Annotated in this window: 22 protein-coding genes and 1 tRNA gene; 20 read left to right on the top strand and 3 right to left on the bottom strand. The window is 43.2% G+C overall.

Going from position 1 to position 20,444, the window contains the following annotated elements; translation table 11 throughout:
• Positions 1-99: 99 nt before the first annotated feature.
• Complete coding sequence (locus IMZ28_RS10020; protein WP_197548460.1) at positions 100-795, bottom strand: SDR family NAD(P)-dependent oxidoreductase; 696 nt, start codon at positions 793-795, stop codon at positions 100-102.
• A 72-nt stretch (positions 796-867) separates the two neighbouring features.
• Between IMZ28_RS10020 and IMZ28_RS10015 the strand changes: the two genes are divergently transcribed.
• Both IMZ28_RS10015 and IMZ28_RS10010 read left to right on the top strand, forming a co-directional pair.
• The gene (locus tag IMZ28_RS10015) at positions 868-1,107 is read left to right on the top strand and encodes a hypothetical protein (protein WP_197548459.1); all 240 of its coding nucleotides are present in this window, start codon (positions 868-870) and stop codon (positions 1,105-1,107) included.
• 89 nt (positions 1,108-1,196) lie between these two features.
• Positions 1,197-1,709 (top strand): shikimate kinase, encoded by a 513-nt coding sequence (locus tag IMZ28_RS10010; protein ID WP_232087474.1) that lies wholly within the window; start codon positions 1,197-1,199, stop codon positions 1,707-1,709.
• A gap of 53 nt (positions 1,710-1,762) precedes the next feature.
• On the opposite strand, the gene IMZ28_RS10005 is transcribed toward IMZ28_RS10010, so the two are convergent.
• Positions 1,763-1,987 carry a hypothetical protein gene (locus tag IMZ28_RS10005; protein ID WP_197548458.1) on the bottom strand — a complete coding sequence of 75 codons (225 nt, stop codon included), beginning with the start codon at positions 1,985-1,987 and terminating at the stop codon, positions 1,763-1,765.
• 56 nt (positions 1,988-2,043) lie between these two features.
• On the opposite strand from IMZ28_RS10005, the gene IMZ28_RS10000 reads away from it, so the two are divergent.
• From IMZ28_RS10000 to IMZ28_RS09990, 3 genes are all read left to right on the top strand, one after another.
• Positions 2,044-2,892, top strand: coding sequence for a polyprenyl synthetase family protein (locus IMZ28_RS10000; RefSeq protein WP_197548457.1), 849 nt, complete (start codon positions 2,044-2,046; stop codon positions 2,890-2,892).
• Between the two features lie 106 nt (positions 2,893-2,998).
• Complete coding sequence (gene tkt, locus IMZ28_RS09995; RefSeq protein WP_197548456.1) at positions 2,999-4,981, top strand: transketolase; 1,983 nt, start codon at positions 2,999-3,001, stop codon at positions 4,979-4,981.
• Positions 4,982-5,066: 85 nt separating this feature from the next.
• A tRNA-Pro gene (locus tag IMZ28_RS09990) sits at positions 5,067-5,144 on the top strand.
• Position 5,145: 1 nt separating this feature from the next.
• On the opposite strand, the gene IMZ28_RS09985 is transcribed toward IMZ28_RS09990, so the two are convergent.
• The gene (locus IMZ28_RS09985) at positions 5,146-6,480 is read right to left on the bottom strand and encodes an MFS transporter (protein ID WP_197548455.1); all 1,335 of its coding nucleotides are present in this window, start codon (positions 6,478-6,480) and stop codon (positions 5,146-5,148) included.
• A gap of 60 nt (positions 6,481-6,540) precedes the next feature.
• On the opposite strand from IMZ28_RS09985, the gene rdgB reads away from it, so the two are divergent.
• From rdgB to IMZ28_RS09910, 15 genes are all read left to right on the top strand, one after another.
• On the top strand, positions 6,541-7,155 hold the full coding sequence (gene rdgB, locus IMZ28_RS09980) for an RdgB/HAM1 family non-canonical purine NTP pyrophosphatase (RefSeq protein ID WP_197548454.1): 615 nt from the start codon (positions 6,541-6,543) through the stop codon (positions 7,153-7,155).
• On the top strand, positions 7,152-8,984 hold the full coding sequence (gene ciaB, locus IMZ28_RS09975; protein ID WP_232087473.1) for an invasion protein CiaB: 1,833 nt from the start codon (positions 7,152-7,154) through the stop codon (positions 8,982-8,984). The genes rdgB and ciaB overlap by 4 nt, the downstream gene beginning before the upstream one ends.
• Before the next feature lie 255 nt (positions 8,985-9,239).
• Positions 9,240-10,367 carry a pyridoxal-phosphate-dependent aminotransferase family protein gene (locus tag IMZ28_RS09970; RefSeq protein ID WP_197548453.1) on the top strand — a complete coding sequence of 376 codons (1,128 nt, stop codon included), beginning with the start codon at positions 9,240-9,242 and terminating at the stop codon, positions 10,365-10,367.
• Complete coding sequence (locus IMZ28_RS09965) at positions 10,364-11,209, top strand: ATP phosphoribosyltransferase regulatory subunit (RefSeq protein WP_197548452.1); 846 nt, start codon at positions 10,364-10,366, stop codon at positions 11,207-11,209. The genes IMZ28_RS09970 and IMZ28_RS09965 overlap by 4 nt, the downstream gene beginning before the upstream one ends.
• Before the next feature lie 8 nt (positions 11,210-11,217).
• Positions 11,218-12,468 carry an adenylosuccinate synthase gene (locus IMZ28_RS09960; protein WP_197548451.1) on the top strand — a complete coding sequence of 417 codons (1,251 nt, stop codon included), beginning with the start codon at positions 11,218-11,220 and terminating at the stop codon, positions 12,466-12,468.
• A 63-nt stretch (positions 12,469-12,531) separates the two neighbouring features.
• A complete protein-coding gene (locus IMZ28_RS09955; RefSeq protein WP_197548450.1) occupies positions 12,532-13,083 on the top strand; it encodes a DUF507 family protein in 552 nt (183 codons plus the stop codon).
• Positions 13,084-13,170: 87 nt separating this feature from the next.
• Positions 13,171-14,289 (top strand): glutamine-hydrolyzing carbamoyl-phosphate synthase small subunit, encoded by a 1,119-nt coding sequence (carA, locus tag IMZ28_RS09950; RefSeq protein WP_197548449.1) that lies wholly within the window; start codon positions 13,171-13,173, stop codon positions 14,287-14,289.
• Positions 14,290-14,344: 55 nt separating this feature from the next.
• Positions 14,345-15,385 carry a D-alanine--D-alanine ligase gene (locus IMZ28_RS09945; RefSeq protein WP_197548448.1) on the top strand — a complete coding sequence of 347 codons (1,041 nt, stop codon included), beginning with the start codon at positions 14,345-14,347 and terminating at the stop codon, positions 15,383-15,385.
• Between the two features lie 226 nt (positions 15,386-15,611).
• Positions 15,612-17,078, top strand: coding sequence for a cytochrome-c oxidase, cbb3-type subunit I (gene ccoN, locus IMZ28_RS09940; RefSeq protein WP_197548447.1), 1,467 nt, complete (start codon positions 15,612-15,614; stop codon positions 17,076-17,078).
• 11 nt (positions 17,079-17,089) lie between these two features.
• Positions 17,090-17,755, top strand: a complete 666-nt coding sequence (ccoO, locus tag IMZ28_RS09935; RefSeq protein WP_197548446.1) for a cytochrome-c oxidase, cbb3-type subunit II — start codon at positions 17,090-17,092, stop codon at positions 17,753-17,755.
• A 15-nt stretch (positions 17,756-17,770) separates the two neighbouring features.
• On the top strand, positions 17,771-17,989 hold the full coding sequence (locus IMZ28_RS09930) for a cytochrome c oxidase, cbb3-type, CcoQ subunit (protein WP_197548445.1): 219 nt from the start codon (positions 17,771-17,773) through the stop codon (positions 17,987-17,989).
• A complete protein-coding gene (locus IMZ28_RS09925) occupies positions 17,986-18,873 on the top strand; it encodes a c-type cytochrome (protein WP_197548444.1) in 888 nt (295 codons plus the stop codon). Before IMZ28_RS09930 ends, IMZ28_RS09925 begins: the two co-directional genes overlap by 4 nt.
• 10 nt (positions 18,874-18,883) lie before the next feature.
• A complete protein-coding gene (locus IMZ28_RS09920) occupies positions 18,884-19,114 on the top strand; it encodes a DUF4006 family protein (RefSeq protein WP_197548443.1) in 231 nt (76 codons plus the stop codon).
• A 122-nt stretch (positions 19,115-19,236) separates the two neighbouring features.
• Positions 19,237-19,866 (top strand): hypothetical protein, encoded by a 630-nt coding sequence (locus IMZ28_RS09915; protein ID WP_197548442.1) that lies wholly within the window; start codon positions 19,237-19,239, stop codon positions 19,864-19,866.
• Positions 19,850-20,407, top strand: a complete 558-nt coding sequence (locus tag IMZ28_RS09910; protein WP_197548441.1) for a FixH family protein — start codon at positions 19,850-19,852, stop codon at positions 20,405-20,407. Before IMZ28_RS09915 ends, IMZ28_RS09910 begins: the two co-directional genes overlap by 17 nt.
• Positions 20,408-20,444 lie beyond the last annotated feature (37 nt).

The following is a 20,444-nucleotide window of genomic DNA, read 5'->3' as shown; positions in this document are numbered from 1 at the left end:
TGATTATGATTACACTACTTTACGAATAAAGTTGAACCGTTTGTGGGAGCAGATCAGAATTATGGCTGTTCTTTTCAATAAGATGAAAAAACTATTCGGTTAGGTCATTGTTCGTATATCCAGAAAGGCGCCGTTCTCATACTCTAAAAGTTTTGGAAAGAGAGATATCAGATTATCCGCAGCCTCTTTGGGAGTTTGGATAACCCCTTCTTTAAGACGCCGGACAGAGGGATATGTCTTTGTATCCACATTGTTAATGATATAGGCTACCATTGGTGTTGCAATGACACCCGGTGCCAGTGCAGTAAAGTGGATATGCGGTGTCTCTTTGGCATAGACCTTCAGCAGCATATTGAGTGCCGATTTGGAAAGAGAGTAGGCACCCCATCCTTTTGAACCATTCACCGCAGCTCCGGAGCTGATACCTACTACTTGTTTAACCTCTGCTTTTTCCGAGAGTAGGTCGAGCAGCTCTTTGTTTGCCCATACATTGATATCCATCACCTTTTGGATTTCCATGATATCGGTTTGAGAAAGCACTTTGATCTCTCCGAGTATGCCGGCATTTAGAATAACAAGATCGAAAGTGTTGTTTTCGACAAAAGGCCCTACTTTGTATCTGAGCAGACGGACTTGACTGAGGTCGAAGGGGAAGAAGTGAAAGTTTGCATAGCTTTCAAAAATTTTTGGAAACGTCCTTCCTATAGCATAGACCAGATCTCCTTTTTCCAAATAGGTATGTGCCAATGCCTCTCCCAAACCTGAACCAATGCCTGTGATCAGGACTCTCTTCATCCTACTCTCCTTCCTGTAATACTTTTGTGTTCATTACTATGTTATAATTATAGCTAAAAAGGAAGAGTGAAGATGAGCAAAGACGTTAAAACACTGGATGAAAGAATCGAACGTATCTATAGAATGGCAAAAGAGCACTTTGGAGAGGTGCGTTTTGTAGGAATTAAAAAACACACTAAAATCGGATGGGTAGCGAAGATCCAGTTTGATGAATTTGAATCTCTTGTTGCAGAGGGTGAAAGTGCGGAAGCCGCATTGAAAAATTTGCGTAAACGTCTGAAAAAGATTATCGATCGTTACAATATGGTGTAGTGATGAAGCATTGCTTCATCGAGTGAGGAGTGAGAAGTGAAGAGTGAATGTATGCATTGCTCTGCAATGCTTTTGTCAGGTGGTAGAGTGTGAAAAAAAATATTATTTTGATCGGTTTCATGGGGGTTGGCAAGGGGACGACTGCACGGGCGTTTGCCAAAGAGTATGGTGTCTACAACATTGACACGGATGACCTTATTGAGTCCAAAGAGAACAAAGAGATCAAAAAGATCTTTGAAAAGAAAGGTGAAGCCTATTTCCGTGAATGTGAACAGCAGACAGCAGACTGGATAGAAAAGTGTGTGACCGGTACACTGATCTCCTGCGGCGGTGGATTTTACAAGGTGAAAAACCTTAAAAAACTGGGAACGGTCGTACTGCTTGATGCTTCGTTCGAGTGGATACATAACCGCCTTAAAACAGCCAAAAACAGTAAACAGAAGCTTGCCAAACGACCGCTTTTTCAGGACCAGAAAAAAGCAAAGAAGCTCTACGGAGAGCGGGAAAAGGCATACAAAAAAGTAGCTGATGTAGTTGTCAATGTTGAAGGCAAAGAGATGGAAGAGATCTTAAAAGAGATTGCTAAAAAGTGCAAGATATGAGGAACAGAAGTAAGAAATAGGGAGCACAAAGAGGTTATAAAAATATATACCTGCTATCTGCTACCTGCGTGCTGTTCCCAATACTCCAGTCCCTTGAATATCCCTGTAAGTACACCAAAGATCAGCATTGTGCTGCCCATACAGTAGGGTGCAAGTTCGGAAAAAGGTGCTGGTTCTATAAGAAATATACTCATGACATAGACCCATACACCAACTGCTGCTGCAGCCAATAAGCGCTTTAACCATTTTATGATATTTTGCAACTGTTTATCTCTCATATGCTTATTTTATCGAAATTAGATATAATTCCAAGAATATTATAGAGTGAGCATATATGCAGAGATTTGAAACCTATCTGGCCCAAAACCTACCTAAAGTAACCAGTTTCCACCCTGTCTATGAAGAGGCACTGGGAACGATGCTGACTGCTGGCGGAAAGCGTTTCCGTCCGATGCTGCTCTTAAGCATTGTTGATGCCTATGAACCGATGCTGTATGATTCTGCACTTCCCGTTGCTTTGGCTCTGGAGATGTTTCATACTTATTCACTCATACATGATGACCTTCCCGCAATGGACAATGCCGATCTGCGCCGTGGACATCAGACACTGCATAAACGTTTTGATGAAGTAACTGCGATACTGGCAGGTGATGCACTTAATTCTGATGCTTTTTACCTGATAGCCAAAGCACCGCTGCGTGAGGATGTGAAAATCAAACTGGTTGAGCTGCTTTCACGTGATGGCGGGAGTCGGGGAATGGTACTGGGGCAGGCGATCGATTGTTATTTTGAAAATCAGCCGCTCACACTTGATCAGGTAAAGGTACTGCATACGAATAAAACAGCAAAACTGATCGCTGCAAGTCTGCAAATGGGTGCAGTGATCGTCAGACTTGAAGCTGAGGTACAAAAGGCACTCTATGATTTCGGGATCGATCTTGGTCTGCTCTTTCAGATACAAGATGATATTATAGATGAGACACAGAGTGAAGAAGAAGCAGGAAAAACGACAGGGAATGATACTGATAAAAACAGTTTTGTGACGCTTTTGGGACTTGAGCAGAGTGTTACAGAAGCAAATGATCTGGCAGAAGATCTGCAAAAACGATTTGCAGCGTTTGATCCAAAGCTGCAAGAGGCACTCCGTCCTTTGATGGAGAAATATCTATATAGACATCAATGATACAGTGTCATCCTGAACTTGATTCAGGATCTCAGGGGATGAAACCGAACAGGGCCCTGAATCAAGTTCAAAATGACGTACTTGCATATAATTTTAAGGATAAACAATGGCAATGACAGAGCAGAATCAAATGCGTAAAAAGATGGCGAATACGATACGTTTTTTGGCAGCGGATATGGTGCAAAAAGCGAACTCTGGACACCCGGGTGCTCCTATGGGGCTTGCAGATATCGCTGTGGTTCTTGGTGAACACCTTAACCATAATCCAAAGAACCCAAAATGGCTTAACCGTGACCGTCTTGTCTTTTCCGGAGGACATGGAACAGGGCTTATCTACTCACTGCTCCATCTTTGGGGATACGATGTAAGCCTTGATGATCTTAAGAGTTTTCGTCAGCTTGACTCCAGAACACCGGGACATCCTGAATATGGGCATACTGCCGGTGTTGAAATGACTACAGGTCCGCTAGGACAGGGGATTGCCAATGCAGTAGGATTTGCTATGGCAGAAGCTTTCACCAAAAAGCAGGTTAACTCCGAAACATGTGAGCTTATTGACCATAAAGTCTACTGTCTGTGTGGTGATGGTGACCTTCAAGAGGGTATTAGCTACGAAGCGTGTGCATTGGCAGGTCACCTTGGGCTAAAGGATCTTATTCTTATCTATGACTCCAACGAGATTACTATCGAGGGAGATACAAGTATTGCATGGAGTGAGGATGTTGCCAAGCGTTTCGAGGCACAGAACTGGAATGTACTGAAGATCAACGGCCATTGCTATGATGATATAGACAAAGCGTTGAATGAAGCAAAGTCGGCAAGCAAACCGACCATTATCATCGCCAATACGATCATCGGCAAAGGTGCGTGTGAGCTTGAAGGAAGCCACCATACACATGGTGCACCGCTTGGTGAGGAGATTATCCGTGAATCCAAAGCCAAAGAAGGGTTTGATCCGGATAAAACTTTTCAGATTCCTGAAGATGTACTTATCAGGTTCAGATGTGCTGTTGAAAAGGGAGAGCTGGCAGAAAAAGAGTGGATACACAGACAAAAAGAGGCACCGCTTGTAGAGCAGAATATTGCTCTTGAAAAACTGCTGAACCCTGACTTCTCTGCTATTGACTACCCTGACTTCAGCAATGATGCAGAAGTCGCAACCAGAGATTCCAACGGAAAGATCCTTAATGCGATTGCAAAAGCGGTACCATCATTTATCGGAGGTTCTGCCGATCTTGCTCCGAGTAACAAGACGGAGCTTAAAGATATGGGAGAGTTCCCTAAAGGTAAAAATATACATTTTGGTATCCGTGAACATGCAATGGCAGCGGTCACCAATGCTATTGCACTCTACGGTACGACGATCCCGTTCAATGCAACATTCTTTGTCTTCTCTGACTACCTTAAGCCAGCAGCTCGTATTGCGGCACTGACAGGTATTCAGAACTTTTTTGTCTGGACACATGACAGTATCGGTGTAGGAGAAGATGGGCCTACGCATGAGCCGATCGAACACTTAAGCCAGTTTAGAGCTTTGCCGAATTTCTATGTATGGAGACCGGCGGATGCAACAGAAAATGTCGAAGCGTGGAAGACAGCGCTTACTATTAAAGCACCGCAGGCTTTTGTATTGAGCCGCCAAAAGCTTAAAACACTCAAACCCAAAAGAGACTTTGGTGATGTAAGCAAAGGTGCCTACATTGTCAAAAAACGTGAAGGAGCTACTCTGACACTGATGGCAAGCGGTTCTGAGCTAATGCCGTCTCTTCAGGCAGCATGCCATCTGGAAGTACTTGGTGTCAAAGCCAATGTGGTTTCTGTACCGTGTCTTGACCTCTTCAATGAACAAGATACCGAATACAAAGCAGCCGTCATCGATCCGAACACCAAAGTCCTTGCCATAGAAGCAGCGACAGCATCAGAGTATTACCGCTATGCGGATGAGGTACTCGGCATGGAGAGCTTCGGTGCATCCGCTCCGGCAAACCAGCTTTTCGAGAAGTTCGGCTTTACCGTTCAGAACATCACCAAAAGAGCATGTGATCTGATGGGTGCTGAGTATCGAGTGGTGGATCTTGGAAAATGTTAATTCCAGTCTTGCCGGCAGAAGGATCTTCCGGTAAGTCTCAACCTTCTTTAAGAGCAACTGCTTTATAATGCTGCTCTTCAACTATCGGGGCGTGGCGCAGTCTGGCTAGCGTGCTACCTTGGGGTGGTAGAGGTCGCAGGTTCAAGTCCTGTCGCTCCGACCATTTAATCTAATAACATCCCTCTTACTTCATCTTCGTCGATCATCTCTTTTTCATATTTGACTACAGCAATGTTTTCAGTTTCATTCACATAGCTTTCAACAATGGCAGGGTGCTCTGTCAATGCTGCAATCTTATCTCTGTCAAAGATGTCAAGCGGCAGATAAATATTGCCTCTGTTATTGGGATTTGGCATGGTCGCTACCCAGATGAACCACACAGCTGAGAGCAGGGCAACAAAGATTGCCAGAGTCTCCCTTCCAAAGTGCTGCATCAGATATCCTGCAAGCAGACCACCTATAAAGATTCCTATATAGGCAAAGGTATTTGCAACACCCAGTGCCGCACCTTTTTGGTGTACTTTGGCAAATTTGCTTACGAAACTCTGAAGCAGCGGTTCGAACATGTTAAACCCGATGAAAAAAAGTATGACACCAATAATGAAGAGCCAGGGAGAAGTGGCAAAGCCCATAGCGAGGAAGCCAAAGAGGATGACAGTAACAGAGATCATGAATACTTCACGGCCTTTGCCGTACTTCTCTCCAAAGACTGCAGCTGGTCCCATGGCGATCAGTCCGAAAACCATAGCTGGCAGATAGACTTTCCAAAGTTCGGCTTTTTCCCATCCAAAACCGCCTTCACTAAGTGACTGGGTCATGACGAGGGGGATGATGAAGAATGCCATTGTCATAATGGAGGAGTGGAAGAGGAAAGTGATGTACATTCGAGTCAGCGACTTATCCTTGAATACGTCGAGCATCTTGGACTCCTCTTCCGCATAGGAGTGGACGATCTTTGGAGGCTGAGGTACGGCAGTAAACAAAATGCCGATCGCCATGACTGAGAGAATGGCAGTCAGCCAGAACAGCTTATCGATACCCCAGTGGCCTCCTACAACAGGTGCGACTATCATTGCTGCGGCAAAACTTAGCGCAATGGTTCCTCCCATGATCGCCATGGCGTGAGCTCTTTCTTCTTCTTTGACCAGATCGGAGATCATGGCTGAAACAACAGAACCAATAGCACCTGCTCCCTGCAGGAAACGTCCAGCGAGAAGCATATAGATATTATCGCTCATTGCGGCAGTGACAGAACCTGCAATGAAGATAAGAAGACCAAAAAGCAGCGTTTTTTTTCGTCCTATTTTATCACTCATCAGCCCGAAAGGCACTTGGAAGCCCGCTTGTGTCAAAGCATATCCCCCTACGACCAGCCCGGCCAGAAACGGAGTGGCCCCCTCCATTTCAAGCGCGTAGATGGAGAGAACTGGAAGGACAATAAAGAGTCCGAAAAAACGCAGTGCTACAATGAGGCTCAATGGCATGATCTGTTTAATCATCTTAATATCTCCAATAGGGTAAAATTTGTCTTAATTATAATACGTAAAGGTTAATTAGCCATGAAATTGGTCTTAGCAACGGGAAATAAAGGTAAATTGCGTGAGTTCAGGCAGATGTGCCAGGATGAGGTGGTAGCTTTCTCAGATCTTCTGGGAGCATTTGATATCGTTGAGGATGGGGCAACCTTTGCTGAAAACGCACTCATAAAGGCACGTACGATTTATAAGAAGCTTAAAGAAACGTATCCGTCCGGCAACTACTTTGTGATTTCAGATGACAGCGGTATCTCTCTGCCGGTACTGGATGGTGCACCGGGTATCTACTCCGCACGTTATGCCGGTGAGGGTGCAAATGATAAAGACAATCTCTATAAGCTGATAAATGCGGTCAAAGCCAAAGGATTGAAAGAGACTCCTGCCTATTATACAGCTGCGATCGCCATTGTCTCCCAATATGGTGAATATGTGGTGCATGGATGGATGCACGGCAAAGTGATCGATAAGGTCAGAGGTGATAAAGGGTTTGGCTATGATCCGATGTTTATACCCTCCGGGTTTGAGAAAACGCTTGGAGAACTCGATGATGAAGTAAAGTCGAAGATCTCGCACCGTGGGAAAGCATTGGCTTTGGCTAAACCGATTATACAGATGTTACGTAGGAAGGATATACATTGACAAAGCAACAATTTATGAATGATCTTCAGGCAGTTTATCTGGAGTTACAGGATAGACAGGCGGAACTTAACGGCTATTATGATCTTCTGGATAAGAACAAAGAGCACAGTAAAGCGGATGAGGTAGTTAATGCCTTTTTGAAACTGTTGGATCTTCCCAGGGACAGAGAGAGTGAAATGGCAGCACTGACACGCATTGTTAATTTGCGTGAAGATGCACTTGAACAGGTACTTGGCAGGCTGGAACTCAGTGAAGAGGAGGTGCGAGTCAAAAAAGAGTTGGCATACGGTTTTGTCAGTATGCTGCATATTACCCGTCATGAAAGTCTGATAGGGTGGATTGAACAGCAAAAACTTCTTTCCCCTTTTTACCGTGCGTTGATCTTTGGTGTACACTTTGTCGGTCTGCGCCTTTCGGAGTGGCAGAGTCACTGGACACACCACATTCTTCATACGGTCAATCCACAGCTTAGTGAGATGTTCAACGGTGATGATGCCAAAGTTTTTGAAGTGTTGCAGGCTGAGTCACTGTTGGACAGAACAGAAGAGGGGTGTATCGGGGACCGTTGCTATTCTGTACTTGTCAAAGAAGGAGAAGGATATAAGAGCGTTTCGTATGCGGAGGCATTTAAAAATGAAGTGAATGCAGTCGTTGTAGCCCTTGAACAGCTTATTGCACTTTTGAATCAGCACGAAGATGAAGTTTATGGACAGAAACAGGAGTGGATTGCCTATTTTACTGCACTCAAAGAGGCATTTGCACATACCAAAACTGATGAGTTGATCAAGATGTGGGCGGAAGTTGACAGACGCTGGATGGCGATCACCACACCACTTCAGGTAGGACATCCTTTGGAGTACTATGAAGACCATTACCGTAAGGCAGTGGCGCTTGAGTGGGATCTGCGTATTGTGAACCCCAGACTTCAGGAAGGTTCCCATACCCGCAACAACATTAAGCTTTTTGCCTATGAGATGGCACAGAAATTTGGTGAAGATGCGCTGCAGACAATGAGCAAGAACCTGTTGCAGGTTGACCAGACCCAGCTCTACATCGGCCAACCGATGCTTTACTATGCGGCAGAGTTCAACGGACTTTTTTCTGCACAGGTGGTACCAAATGATGAACAGGTCTCAACTGAACTGGGCAAAAAGATCTTCGCTTATGCAGATTTTGTCCTCGAGAGCAAAAAAAGCAAACCGGTCATGAAACTTTCTGTAGAAATAATGGGAGAGGAGTTTGTCAAAAAGCAGAGAGCATTGGCAGAGAATGAACCGGAACTCTGGCACAAGATTTATGATATCTCGACGATAGGACATGAGTATGGGCATATATTATGGATTGATTCTGATACCGAAACCAAAATGAATGCTACAGGGCAGTTCAAGAATATTGAAGAGTTTAAGGCAACGACAGGAGGATTGATGGCATTTTTCAATCATGAAGAAGAGGCTTTAAAAAAGCATATTATTGATGATCTTGTTTCACGTGCAGTGGGTCTGATGGCATGGAGGGAGGTGGGGGAAGTACTACCTTACTACTGTGAGGGCCTGATCCATCTTGATATCCTTTTTGGTTCCGGGGTGATTGCATATAATGGACAGATCAGGATCGATTATGACAGATATGAAGCAATGAAGTCTGCCTATATTGAAGCTTATGAAATGCTGGCCCAACATTACCTCAATAAAGCCGATGCCAATGAGTACCTAAGTCGCTATGCACAAAAAGAAGATGGTTTTTTCCTTCCACTTCAATCAGAGGTCAGAGCCTTTGTTGAGCACTACTACGCACGTTATAAAGAGATCGGTCAGCAGACGGTGGCATGACAACGATAGAAAAAATCCGTAGTATTACAAGGTAAAACAGGCAGTTTTTTTATGAAAAGTCAGTCTTTCCTGGATTGAAAGAGGATATATTTTCCTGCGGACTTTTGAATCTAAAGAGTGTTTTCGATGCAAGTAACAAGGAGAAGAAGTAAAGCTGTGAAGGGCATTCTTTGACTTTCACCAACATATAACCTGTTTTTAGCTATAATCCTCACAACTATGCCGTCATAAAAACGGTTTTTGTGAGGATTATGTATGCTACTTTTTACCCCAGGACCTACACCAGTACCGGAATCCGTACGTTTGGCAATGGCTGAACCGACACTGCATCACAGAACACCAGAGTTTGAAGCGATCTTCAAGGATACCCGTGAACTTTTGTTTGAACTGTTGGCTACCGATGAAGTGGTGATGCTGGCAAGTACCGGAACGGGTGCGATGGAAGCAGCAGTGATCAACCTCTGTCATGATACGCTGCTCAATGTGAATGCCGGAAAGTTCGGCGAACGTTTTGGGAAGATCGCCAAGGCTCATGGGTTGAATAATGTTGAGATCAAGCATGAGTGGGATATGCCTGCAACGGTTGAAGAGGTACTTGAAGTACTCAAAGCCAACCCGGCTGTTGATGCCATTGCCATTCAGATCAGCGAATCGGCAGGCGGACTCAGGCATCCGGTCGAAGAGATTGCCAAGGCAGTCAAGGAAGTCAGACCGGAGGTGATGATCATCGCTGACGGAATCACGGCTGTTGGTGTGGAGCGTATTGATGTGACACATATCGACTGTCTGATCGCAGGAAGCCAAAAAGCACTGATGCTCCCTCCGGGACTGGCGATACTGGGGTTGAGCAATGCAGCAATAGAGAAGATCGGTGAAGGCAAGGGATATTATCTGAATCTTGCAAGCGAGATCAAAAAACAGCGTCAGAATACTACTGCCTATACTGCAGCAACGACACTCATTATCGGACTTGGTACGGTACTAAGGCAGATCAAAGAGGGTGAGGGGTTCGGTAAACTCTATTGTGATACGGCCCGCCGTGCCAAAGCAACACGTTTTGCGCTTGAAGCGTTGGGACTGCATTCCTATCCGAAAATGCCGGCACGTTCTATGACGACGATCGATGATGAGAATGCTTCAGAGATAAGAAGTCTGCTCAAGACAGACTTTGGTGTCAATGTCGCAGGCGGACAGGATCATCTTAAGGGTAAGATTTTCCGTATCAACCAGATGGGTCTTATTGAACCGTATGAAATGGTATGGGTGGTCAATGCCATAGAGCTTGCCTTGGCAAAACTGGGACGCAGAGAGTATGACGGAACAGCCAGCAGGGTTTTTAACAAAGAGTATTTCAAAAGCATATTGAAAAAAGAAGACACATGATATTTGAACATGAAATTCCGAGTGGATCAAAACTCTATTTTGCAGAGTCTGCCAAGGTTAAAAGGGAGATTGAGTTTGTTTCTGCCGAGATGTTGGAAAATCTTGGTTTTGAAGAGATCGTTACGCCACTGTTTTCTTACCATCAGCATGAGTATTTCGACGACAAGAAGCCTTTGGTCAGACTGGGCGATGCTGAAAATCATGAAGTAACACTCCGTGCGGACTCTACGGCCGATGTGGTGCGTATCGTGACCAAAAGACTGGGACGTTCTACCGAGTCCAAGAAGTGGTTCTATATTCAGCCGACTGTCTCTTTCCCGACAAGAGAACAGTATCAGATCGGTGCTGAAATACTTGGCGGCAGCTTTGAAGAGATCGTTCGTACGAGTAGTATGCTTTTAAAAGAGATCGGAGCTGAACCGGTGATGCAGGTAGCCAATATCCGTATTCCCCATCTGCTTAATGAGAAATACGGTGTGTCGCTTGACGTGCTCAAAGCGATGCATGTAGAGCAGATACTGGAAGCGGACCTTCCATGGATAGAGCAGCTGGTAAGACTTAACAGTGTTGAAGATCTGGATGACCTAAGTGCATTCCCGGAAGATATTCAGGCAGAACTTGAGAAGATCAAAGAGGCAACGGGAAAGGTGGAGTCTGCCAATATGGTAATCTCCCCGCTCTTTTATGCAAAGATGCGTTATTATGACTCTTTGACATTCCGGATGTTCGAGGGCAATTGTCTCCTGGCAATGGGAGGCATCTATATGATAGATGATGTAGAAGCAGCGGGATTTGCACTCTATACTGATGAGTGTATTGTGAGTAAAATGAAAAGAGGATAGGGTAATTTATGAGTAAAGCAGATTTGATTGTAGGACTCCAGTGGGGAGATGAAGGAAAAGGGAAGATTGTTGACCATATGGCACAGACGCATGACTATGTATGCCGTTTTGCCGGTGGTCACAATGCGGGGCACACCATTGTTATTGGCAAGAAGAAGTATGCGCTGCACCTGATCCCTTCCGGGGTACTCAACCCCAAGGCGAAGAATATTGTCGGTAACGGTGTGGTACTCTCCCCAAAAGACTTTATCAAAGAGATGGAGCAGTTCGAGAATCTTGAAGGCAGACTTTTCCTTTCGGACAAAGCACATGTGCTGTTACCTTACCATGCAGAGATAGATCAGGCACGTGAACGTCTTAAAGGTGATAAGGCTATCGGCACTACCGGAAAAGGGATCGGACCTGCGTATGGAGACAAGGTTGCGCGTGTAGGGCATAGACTGGGAGAATTGCTTCACCCTGAAAAGCTCACTGCCAAGATCATGGAGTTCTTTACTGCGAATAAACCGGTTTTTGATGCTATGGGTGTGGACGCACCTGTGGAAGCGGAGCTTCTTGCGGAACTTGAAAGTTATAAAGAAGTACTTGCCCCTTACATTTGTGATACAACACAATTGATGTGGGAGATCCTTGATGCAGACAAAAAAGTACTGCTTGAGGGTGCACAGGGTACGATGTTGGATATCGATCATGGAACTTACCCGTATGTAACCTCTTCAACCACTGTCAGTGCCGGAGCATGTTCAGGTCTGGGGCTAAACCCCAAAGACCTTGGTACAGTCACAGGGATCGCAAAAGCTTACTGTACACGTGTAGGTAACGGTCCTTTCCCAAGTGAGGATTTCGGACCTGAAGGCGACAAACTCAGAGCGAATGGTCATGAATTTGGTACAACCACTGGTCGTCCAAGACGCTGTGGATGGTTTGATGCCGTTGCAATGCGCCATGCGGTACGTGTGAACGGTGTCGATCAGGTCGCACTGATGAAACTTGATGTCCTTGACGGGTTTGATGAGATCAAAGTCTGTGTAGCATATGAATTTGAAGGTAGAGAGATTGACTATGTGCCGTATGATCTTGAAGATGTAAAAGCAGTGTATAAAATATTTCCGGGCTGGAATAAGACTGAAGGTGCAAGAACCTTTGAAGAGCTGCCCGAAGCGGCAAAATCATACATCCTGGCACTGGAAGAGATGATCGGTACAAAGATCGGTATTATCTCAACGAGTCCTGAGAGAGAAGATACGATCATTCGTTAAATACAGGGGCAGATGTCTTCACAGTTGTAAAATGTAAAATTAACCTAAAAGGAGTATCAAGCAATGAGATTGAAACCACAACAGACAGGGTATGTAGCAACCAAAATAGGGATTGACTTAGCCAATGCTCCTTTTGTCACGCTGCCAAAAGGCAGGGAAGTGGTCGTAGAGGTCGCAAAAAAGATCATCGATGAGAATCTTGCCAAAGAACATGCACTTGATGAGAAAGTCAAGAAGATCATTGATGAGAACTATGATGAGATTGAATTTCAGCACGCCGATGAGAGACAGCTCTTCTTTATGATCAAAAAGAAGATGGCCTCCGAATATGGGGTTATCATGAACTATGATGACCGTTATAATGATCTGGCACACCTTATTCTGGATGAGCTTTATGAGAACTACCTTGCAGAGTACAGTGTCAGTGACAATCAGGTAAAAAATGTGATCTTCAGGTCATTCAAGGCCTTTGCAGATGCGTATGATGAGATAGATGATATTGTTTATGAGAAAATCAAAAATATGGAGCGTGAGATCATTCCGGGTTCACAGGATTATGAATTGCTTTACGAAAAACTTTACCAGGAAGAGTTAGGAAAGAGGGGAATGCTCTAATAGTGAGGAGTGTTGGTATGCTTTTCTTACGAAAAGCTTTTTTAGATTCCCGATCAGATCGGGAATGACGAGAGAATGGAGTGCATAATGAAAAAAGTAAGTTTGTATTTTGAAAACGGGTTGTTTCTTGAAGCGAAGAGTTTTGGTGCAGAGGGTACTGCGGTCGGTGAGATCGTTTTTAACACCTCTTTGACCGGATATCAGGAGATCGTAACCGATCCTTCCTATGCAGGGCAGTTCGTGACTTTTACAATGCCTGAGATCGGTAACGTAGGGTGCAATGAACAGGATATGGAGAGCAAGGGGGCCCACTGTAAAGGGATCATTGTGCGCTCTTATCAGGCTCGTCCCTCCAACTTCCGTTCTGAAGAGACACTGGCAGAGCTGCTTGAGAAAGAGAATGTACTTGGTATTACCGAGATTGATACCCGTTTTTTGACCAAAATGCTTCGTAACGAGGGTTCTATGATGATGGTTGCATCTACCCAGATCCATGATGAATCGGAACTCAAAAAGGTACTTGAAAACTCTCCACGTATTGAAGAGATCAACTATATTGAACAGGTTAGTACCAAAGAGCCGTATGTACATACAGAAGCACGTTACAATGCACAGACATTTGAATATGAAAAACCTGTAACAAGTAAAAAGATAATTGCATTGGACTTTGGTATCAAGCGTAATATCCTCAATGAACTTACCCATGCAGGAATGGAAGTGACTGTTGTGCCAAATTCCATGTCTGCAGCTGAAATTATCTCCAAGTTCAAAGGCAAAGAGATTGATGGGGTTTTCCTCTCCAACGGTCCTGGAGATCCGCTTATTTTGAAAGAGGAACAGGAGAAGATAAAAAAACTTATAGATGCCAAAGTACCGCTCTTTGGCATCTGTCTTGGGCATCAATTACTTTCCATTGCACATGGATATGATACCTACAAACTCAAGTTTGGTCACCATGGAGGAAATCATCCTGTAAAAAACACTGCTACCGGAACGGTAGAGATCACGGCACAGAACCACAACTATAACGTACCTGACAATATTGTTGAAGTAGCTGAAGTGACACACATGAATCTTTTTGACAATACGATCGAAGGACTTAGGTACAACGATTCTCCAACTATGTCAGTACAGCATCACCCGGAAGCAAGTCCCGGACCACATGAGAGTGCCTATATCTTTACAGCATTTAGAGAAATGCTCTAAAGAAGTATTCAGTGTTGAGCGTTCAGAAGAAGAGATAGAAGATCAAGGAAATGAAATGAATATAGCCATTCTATTCGGCGGTTCCAGCTATGAGCATGAGATCAGTATTGTCTCTGCGATCACCATGAAGAAGGTACTGCAAAAGAGTACACTTACTTATATCTTTGTTGATGCGAACAGAGCGTTCTATCTGGTCGATACGGAGAAGATCAATTCCAAACTTTTCTCTTCGGGTGAATATAGGAAAGGAAAACAACTTACGCTTAAAAAAGGTGGCTTCTTTAGTGAGGGAATGTTTGGCAGTAAAAAAGTAGAGTTCGATGTTGTACTCAATCTCATTCACGGGCGTGACGGAGAGGATGGGAAGATTGCTGCACTGATGACATTTTTTGATGTACCGTTCATCTCTCCGCGATTGGAAGCATCAGCACTCTCATACAATAAACTCTATACAAAGTTTCTTGCTCAAAGTTTAGGCGTTAAGACTGTGAAGTATGAATATCTCTCCAAAAATGATGAACGAAAGATCACTATGGACTATCCGGTCATTATAAAACCGGTGCGTCTAGGTTCAAGTATCGGTGTCAGTATTGTCAAGGATGCATCTGAACTTGATTATGCACTTGATGTAGCGTTCGAGTTCGATACCGATGTGATTATTGAGCCGTTTATCGAGGGGGTCAAAGAGTACAACCAGGCAGGCTGTCTTACAGATACATGGGAACTTTCCATCATAGAAGAACCCCATAAAGAGGAGTTTCTTGATTTTGAAAAGAAATATATGGATTTTTCCCGTGATTCTCAAGTTCTAGCGGCTGAAATAGCCGGTGATCTTAAAGAGAAGATACAAGATGTTTTCAAAAAGATCTATGATCCGCTTTTTAGAGGGAGTATTATCCGGTGTGACTTTTTTATTGTGGAAGGTGAAGTATTGCTTAATGAGATAAATCCTATTCCGGGATCGATGGCAAACTATCTTTTTGAAGACTTCGAAGGGATGCTCGGAAGACTTTCCAGGCATTTGCCAAAAGAAAAAAATATACCTATAGAGTACCAATATATACATACGATACAAAGAGCAAAAGGTAAAGCATAAAAGAGGTTATTTTAACACTTATTTAGGAGACATTTTCTCCTAATTGAACCTTCGCAAATGCCCTTGATTCAATGCTTTGCTACATTTTTACTCTCTTTGTTAAAATTTATTTAACAAATCCTTTTTTCAACCTTTTATTTTAAGCTTTATATGTGAAAAGTTAACCTATAATTAATGCTGAATGTTGTAATTATGATACAGCATAAAATTTTACAAGGGGGTATGCATGCAATCAAACGCAGCATTGGAATACGACTATTCCGTAGCAAAATTGTTCACATATACAACAATTTTGTTTGGATTTTTAGGTATGTTGATTGGTACGCTCATCGCGGCACAATTGGCATTCCCGGAATTGAACTACCTACTCGGTGAGTATGGTACGTTCTCAAGACTAAGACCACTTCACACAAATATTGTGATTTACGGGTTTACACTTAGTGGTGTATGGGCGACTTTCTACTATTCTGGACAGAGAGTACTGAAAGTATCTATGGCAGAGTCCAAGTTTATTATGTTTATCGGTAAGCTGCACTTCTGGCTCTATTTTGTAGGGGCACTTATCGCGGTAATTACACTGCTTTTGGGAATCACACAGGCTAAAGAGTATGCACAATTTGAATGGCCGATAGATATCGTTATTGTTCTTATTTGGGTACTTTGGGGTATCGCAATGTTCGGACTGATCGGTATCAGAAGGGAGAAGGCACTTTATATTTCTATGTGGTACTATATTGCATGTTTCCTCGGTATTGCTATGCTTTACCTCTTCAACAACATGTCAGTACCGACATACTTTGCCGCAGGAGGAGTCGGTAGTATCCTTCACTCTGTTTCTATGTATTCCGGTACAAATGATGCTTTGGTACAGTGGTGGTTTGGTCACAATGCTGTTGCATTTGGATTTACTGTGCCTATTGTTGCAATGATCTATTACTTCCTCCCTAAAGAGTCGGGACAGGCAGTTTACTCTTATAAGTTGTCACTTCTCTCTTTCTGGGGATTGATGTTCGTTTATCTTTGGGCAGGTTCTCACCATGTTCTTTGGTCAACTGTTCCTGACTGGATGCAGACAATGGGATCTGTTTTCTCAGTAGTACTGATCTTGCCGTCATGGGGTTCAGCAATCAACATGCTTCTTACAATGAAAGGTGAATGGAATCAGTTGACTGAAAACCCATTGATCAAGTTCATGGTATTGGCTTCAACATTCTATATGCTTTCTACACTTGAAGGACCGATTCAGGCAATTAAATCTGTTAATGCGATTGCGCACTTTACAGACTGGATCCCAGGACACGTTCACGATGGTGTACTCGGCTGGGTTGTATTCATGATCATGGCAGCACTTTTCCATATGGCTCCGCGTATGTTCAAAAGAGAGATCTACTCTAAAAAGATGATGGAGGCACAGTTCTGGCTTCAGACAACAGCAGTTGTCCTTTACTTCACATCTATGTGGATTGCAGGTATCACACAGGGTATGATGTGGAGAGCGGTTGACGAGTATGGTAACTTAATGTACTCATTTATCGATACGGTTACGGTACTTCACCCATACTATACGATCAGAGCACTTGCCGGTGTAATGTACCTTATTGGTTTTGTAATGTTCGCTTACAATATGTATAAAACGATGACTTCTTCCAGAGAGCTCTCTGAAGAACCACAGTTTAGATCACCTATGGCATAAGGAGGTAGGTTATGTTTCATTGGTTAGAAAAAAATCCGTTCCTCTTTTCTGTAGGAGTATTTTTAGTTATTGCGTTTGCAGGTATTATCGAGATCCTGCCTAACTTTGCAGAAGCTTCAAGACCGGTAGTAGGGCTCAAGCCTTACTCTGTGCTTGAACTTGCAGGTAAAAACATTTATATGAAAGATCAGTGTATCGCTTGTCACTCACAGCTAATCCGTCCGTTCAAAGCGGAGACAGACAGATATGGTCAATATTCACTCTCTGGGGAGTATGCATATGACAGACCATTCCTTTGGGGTTCAAAAAGAACCGGTCCGGATCTTCACCGTGTAGGTAACTACAGAACAACTGACTGGCATGAGAACCATATGTGGGAGCCAACGTCAGTTGTACCGGGTTCTATAATGCCAGCATATAAACATATGTTCACCAACAAGGCTGATATAGAGACTGCCTATGCTGAAGCTGTTACTGTAAAAAATGTATTCAACACACCATACGGTGATGATATCAAACCAGGCAAGGATGCTTGGGAAGCGTATAAGCCGAAAGTTCTTGAAGAAGCGAAAAAAATCGCTGCGGATATGAAGAACAAAGATGTTAAGGATGCGGTTGCAAACGGTGAAGTACCGGAGATTGTAGCACTTATTGCGTATCTTAACAAATTAAAATAATGGTGGTAGACAGAAATGGACATTAGAGAACTACAGGCCTACGGCACATTCTTTATGACCATTTTTCTTGTCGTGATGTTGTATGGGTATATCATATATCTCTACAGAAGTGAAAAGAAAGGAGAGAAGGATTATGAGAAGTTGGGAAATATCGCAATTGATGATGAGATCGATAGCGATCCTGTCAATAGCTCTGATCCTCTCCCGAGTGATAACAAGGAGCAAAATAAATGAATGCATTAGTAATTAAAGCATTGGCATTTGCAGCGATACTGATTGTAGCAACATTGGTCGTTGTAAAGCAGATGAACATTGACTTGAGCGATCCGATCAACTTACTGACAATGATTGGTGCGATTGCGATTGCAACGCTTACGGCAGGAGTGTCAGCAAAGTATATTAGTCAGATGAAGACAGATAAAGCAGAAGGTGAGCTTGCTGAAGAGAACTGGGACGGTATAGGCGAGTATAAAAATGAACTGCCTTCCGGTTGGGCATACTCTTTTCTTGGAACATTGATCTGGGCACTGTGGTATTGGCAGTGGGGTTATCCGGTAAATGCCTACAGCCAGATCGGTGAATGGAATGAGGAAGTAAAAGCGTATAATCAAAAATTTGAAGCAGTTCATAAAAATGCTGACAAAGCAACACTTCAGCAAATGGGTGAATCTATCTTTTTGGTACAGTGTGCGCCATGTCACGGTACAACAGGTGACGGTCTTTCCGGTAAAGCACAGGATTTTTCTGCAAGAATGACGAAAGAACAGATTTTGGATGTAATTAAAAATGGGCAAAACCAACTTGGTTATCCGATGGGTGCAATGCCTCCAGGTATGGCTTCAGGTGCTGATGCTGAAGCGATTGCTGCGTACATTGCCGGGGGTATGAAAGGTGAACAGCCTGCAGCATTTGCTGCATGTGCATCTTGTCACGGAGCAGATGGTAAAGGAAATGGTGGTATGTCGCCAAATCTTGCAGAGTATGATGCTACACTGGTCGCACATGTCTTGGAGCATGGTAAAAAAGGTATGCTGGGTAAAATGCCTTCATTTAAAACGACAATCACGCCGGTTCAAGAAAAAGCATTGACTGAATATCTTCAGTCTTTAAGCAAATAAGGAGTAGAGAATGGCAGAAAATACAAACAGATCCGTATTTGGACTCAATGGTGTAACCGGGATGTTGATTGCAACAGTATTATTGCTTTCAATCCTTGTATTCCTTACTGTTTGGGGACTTGGCGTTCAGCAAAAGTCTGCTCAGAATCCTTACGATCCGACACCAATTACCGGCAGTCTGGATAATGTGAAGAAGATCAGTAAAGACAACGCGAATTTTGCATTTAAAGATGCTAAGTAATTCATAAAGGATAAACAATGATTACAATAATGGATAAAGTTCTTGGATTGGGTATGCTTGTTACGGCTATCTATACTGCATGGGCAGTGCTAACACCAAACCATCTGTTTATAGGATAACATATGATCAAAGCAGCAGCAAGGTTGTCCTTGCTTGCTTTGCTTCTTCCACTACTTCTTAACGCAACATCTATTTTAAAAAATGACATTTTAAATGAATCTGCTTCAAAATATATTGAACAGATGGGAAGTGAACTGTTTGAAAAAACAGGTGTACACGGTTATATTGTAGCAACAAATGAACACTTTCCCGAAAGGTTCAACCTTGTTGCATACAGCAGGAAGTATGAAGCAAATGTAAGCAAGCCGTATGTTATGTTGATCTTTGCACCTAATGCATTGATCACAGAAAAATCAAAAAGAAAAGGAAGGGTAGCGATTATCCCTTCATCAGAAGAAGTTGCATCAATGTATGAGAAAAGTGATGTGATGGATGCGACAATTGATGTGATCGCAACAGTAGACAAGAATAAGATCGAGGATAAACATGCAATCGGCGTGGTCCAGGGGTTCTCTGAACTCTCAGATCAGATCGCAAATGCAAAAGGAACTGAGCTCTCAAGCACGATCAAAGAAACACGTCAGGGTATTTGGGTAGTACAGGCAATTGTACTGATAGGTACATTGATTGTTTTATGGATGTTTATATTCAAACCACTTTATGTAAGGATGAAGCATGGCAAAGAGAAATAAAGAGAAAACATACTGGCCCCACATGATCCTTGGATTTTTGGTATTGGGTATTACACTGAGTTATTGGACTGTAAAATCGGCTTCATCTATTCCTGTGCAGGAGTCTAATGAATTTATGATGAAATATCAACAGGCAGATATGAATATCAATGATATTTTGAAGAAAAAAGCACATTTTGACCAACAGTATCTCATAAAGTTATCCGATGCTCAAAAAACAACGATTGAACTAGAAAATGCCAAACGGGCCAAATCAGAGAGTGTTGTACTTTTAAAAGAGGGGAAAAATAGGTTTTCCTACCGTGTTACAGATAGAAATAACAACGTGGTCAGCGATCTCAATGTAACATTCCTCTTGACAAGGCCTCATACGGTAAAAGAGGATACCTTGATTGAAAATATTCCGTTTAAGAATGGATACTATGTGATTTCCGGTGTCAATATTAGTAAACCTGGACGTTATGTATTGCAGTTGAAAGTAGAAGTCGATGAGAACACTATTGGTTACTCATCTATTCCGGCATACCTAAAACCGGAATAGGTTAAAAGAACCAATATCTTCAGAAAAGGTATTGGTT

Source organism: Sulfurovum indicum, from assembly GCF_014931715.1.
Classification (GTDB): Bacteria; Campylobacterota; Campylobacteria; order Campylobacterales; family Sulfurovaceae; genus Sulfurovum; species Sulfurovum indicum.
The sequence above is the reverse complement of the archived record's forward strand: the minus strand, read 5'-3'. Positions and strand labels throughout refer to the sequence as shown.